This is a genomic window from Stenotrophomonas sp. YIM B06876, from assembly GCF_030711595.1.
In the GTDB taxonomy this organism is placed as follows: Bacteria; Pseudomonadota; Gammaproteobacteria; order Xanthomonadales; family Xanthomonadaceae; genus Stenotrophomonas.
In genome coordinates this window covers 1-2,615 of the sequence record NZ_JAUJUJ010000102.1, presented here as the reverse complement: position 1 = coordinate 2,615, position 2,615 = coordinate 1, and the positions used below count along the sequence as shown (strand labels likewise).

General features: G+C 63.6%; 3 protein-coding genes and 1 pseudogene. All 4 read left to right on the top strand.

The annotated features are described in order from the left end of the window. Positions 1-257 (top strand): annotated as a pseudogene (flgB, locus tag QZH66_RS14980) (flagellar basal body rod protein FlgB); the annotation flags it as partial. Between the two features lie 4 nt (positions 258-261). Next, positions 262-681 carry a flagellar basal body rod protein FlgC gene (gene flgC, locus QZH66_RS14975; RefSeq protein ID WP_305806711.1) on the top strand — a complete coding sequence of 140 codons (420 nt, stop codon included), beginning with the start codon at positions 262-264 and terminating at the stop codon, positions 679-681. A 4-nt stretch (positions 682-685) separates the two neighbouring features. After that, entirely contained in the window at positions 686-1,354 is a 669-nt protein-coding gene (locus QZH66_RS14970; protein WP_305806710.1) for a flagellar hook capping FlgD N-terminal domain-containing protein, read from the top strand. Between the two features lie 13 nt (positions 1,355-1,367). Beyond that, the coding region (locus QZH66_RS14965) for a flagellar hook-basal body complex protein (RefSeq protein WP_305806709.1) at positions 1,368-2,615 on the top strand (1,248 nt) is incomplete at its 3' end.

The window sequence follows — 2,615 nt, the reverse complement described above, 5'->3', positions numbered from 1 at the left end:
CTGGCTACCAGGCGCGCGACATCAATTTCTCCGCGGCGCTCAGCCGCACCCGCGACAGCCATGACAGCCTGGCGCTGGACACCGGCGACGCGGATCTGCTGTACCGCGTGCCCAACCACCCCTCCCAGGACGGCAACACCGTCGAGCTGGGCGTGGAGCAGGCCGTCTTCTCGCAGAACGCCTCGGACTTCCAGACCAGCCTGGCCTTCACCAACATGAAGCTCAAGGGCCTCGCCAAAGCCATCGCAGGACAGTAAGACCATGTCATTCCGAATGATCACCGAGATCACCGGCTCGGCCATGACGGCCCAGACCGTGCGCCTCAACACCATCTCCAGCAACCTGGCCAACGCCCAGTCGGCGGCCGGCAACGAAGCCGACACCTACCGTGCGCGCAAGCCAGTGTTTTCGGCCATCAACCAGGCGGGCAGCGGCGATCAACTGCCCGGAGCGCGCGTGCAGGTGCTCGACGTGATCCAGAGCACCGAGCCCCTGCGCAAGGTCTACGAACCGGGCCACCCGCTGGCCAACGACCAGGGCGAAGTGTTCTACCCCAACGTCAACCCGGTGGCCGAGATGACCGACATGCTGTCGGCATCGCGCGCCTTTGAAACCAATGTGGAGGTGCTCAGCCGCGTCAAGTCGATGCAGCAATCCCTCCTGAAACTCGGCGAAGGCTGATCCCATGCAAACCCCTTCCTCCACCAGCGGCCAGAGCGCCGGCGCCGACACGGGCATTGCCAGCGCGGCGGGCTCGGCGGCATCCGTCTCCAACCTGTTCACCACTCTGCTGGTCGCCCAGATCAGGAACCAGAACCCGCTGGAGCCCACGGACCCGAGCGAATTCGTCGGCCAGCTGGCCCAGCTCAGCCAGATGGAGGCGCTGCAAAAGCTGACCGACCAGGGCGCGGCGAGCACGTCCATCCTGTCCAGCTTGCAGCTGCTGTCCCTCGGTGCCCAGGTCGGCTCGCAGATCACGGTGCGCAGCGACACCATGACCCTGGCCGGGGAGCCCGTCCAGATCGGCTTCACGCTGGAGAACCTCAGCGCGCAGAACACGCTGGTCCTCACCGCCAGCGACGGCAGCACCCAGCGCATCGAACTGGGCACGCTGAACCCCGGCGCGGCGCACTACACGATCGACCCCGCCAAGCTGGGCCTGCCAGCGGGCACCTACAGCATGGAAATCGTCGCCGACAACAAGGAAACGCCGCCGCTGGACATCACCGGCACATTGAGCAGCGTGCAGCTGTCGAGCTCGGGCATGCCGCTTTTGAACGTCACCGGTGCCGGCCAGGTGCAGCCCGGTCTGATCACTGGCTTCAACGGCCAGCCCTCCACCCACAGCCACTGAACAAGGAACCGCCATGAGCTTCGAAATCGCACTCTCCGGCATCAACGCCATCAACACGTCGCTGGACACCATCAGCAACAACCTCGCCAACTCCGGCACCTTTGGCTTCAAGTCCAGTCGCGCCAATTTTTCGTCGATGTACGCAGGCAAACAACCTACCGGTGCCCAGATCGGATCTCTGACCCAAAGTATCGACATCGGTGGTGACGCGCTCACCACGGGCCGTGGCCTGGACGCCATGATTCAGGGCCGGGGTTTCTTCGTCACCAAGGACTCTACAGGCGTAGAGGTGTACTCGCGGGTGGGCATCTTCGCTACCGACAAGGATGGCTATCTGATCGACACCTTCAACCGCAAGGTGCAGGGCTACAACGTCGTTGTGGACGCCACCGGCACACCGGTCGCTGGCGCCGGCCTGGGGCCTATGGGAAACCTCAAGGTACCCTCTGGGCAGGTGGCTGCGCAAGCCAGTACATCACTGCAGTACGTGGCCAACCTGTCGGCCGACTGGACACCACCAACTGGGGGCGCATTCGTCCCTCCGACCGCTCCTGTCCCGCCCGCCACTGCGCCAGCCACCCCAGACCCGCTGACCTACAACGCCTCGAAGGTTTCAGTGGTCTATGACTCGCTGGGTACCAAGCACACAGTCACGCAGTACTTTGTGAAAGAGCCCACACCGGCAACCAATCTGGTCACCGTTCACTACGCCTTTGATGGTGTCAGCACAGGCACACCTCAATCACTCCAGTTCGACACAGCAGGGCAACTGCCCAATCCAGCGCCCACGTTGACACTGGCTCTCACACCACCCGGTGCGGGCCTCATAAGCCTTGCAGTGAACTACACGGGCACCACCCAGTTCGCTGGCGAGACCACCAACACTGTCAACGCGGCCAACGGCTACGCGTCCGGCTCTCTGGTGGGCGTAGAACTGTCCGACGACGGCGCAGTGATCGCGCAGTACAGCAATGGCCAAAAGCAGAAGGTCGGCACCCTGGCACTGGCGACGTTCCCCAACGAGAGCGAGCTCACTGCCGTGAATAGCACCAGTTGGAGCAGTTCCAGCGCCTCAGGGACACCGCTGTACAGCACACCTGGCAATGGCATGGCCGGCGAGCTGACGGTGGGTGCGATCGAGCAGTCGAACGTGGACATGACCTCCGAACTCGTCAGCCTGATGACGTCGCAGCGCAACTACCAAGCCAACGCCAAGGTCATCTCGGCCGAGAGCCAGATGATGCAGTCGCTGATGCAGGCG

Coding starts and splice junctions, on each gene's coding strand:
- flgC (WP_305806711.1), top strand. CDS start 262: ATGTCATTCCGAATGATCACCGAGATCACCGGCTCGGCCATGACGGCC.
- QZH66_RS14970 (WP_305806710.1), top strand. CDS start 686: ATGCAAACCCCTTCCTCCACCAGCGGCCAGAGCGCCGGCGCCGACACG.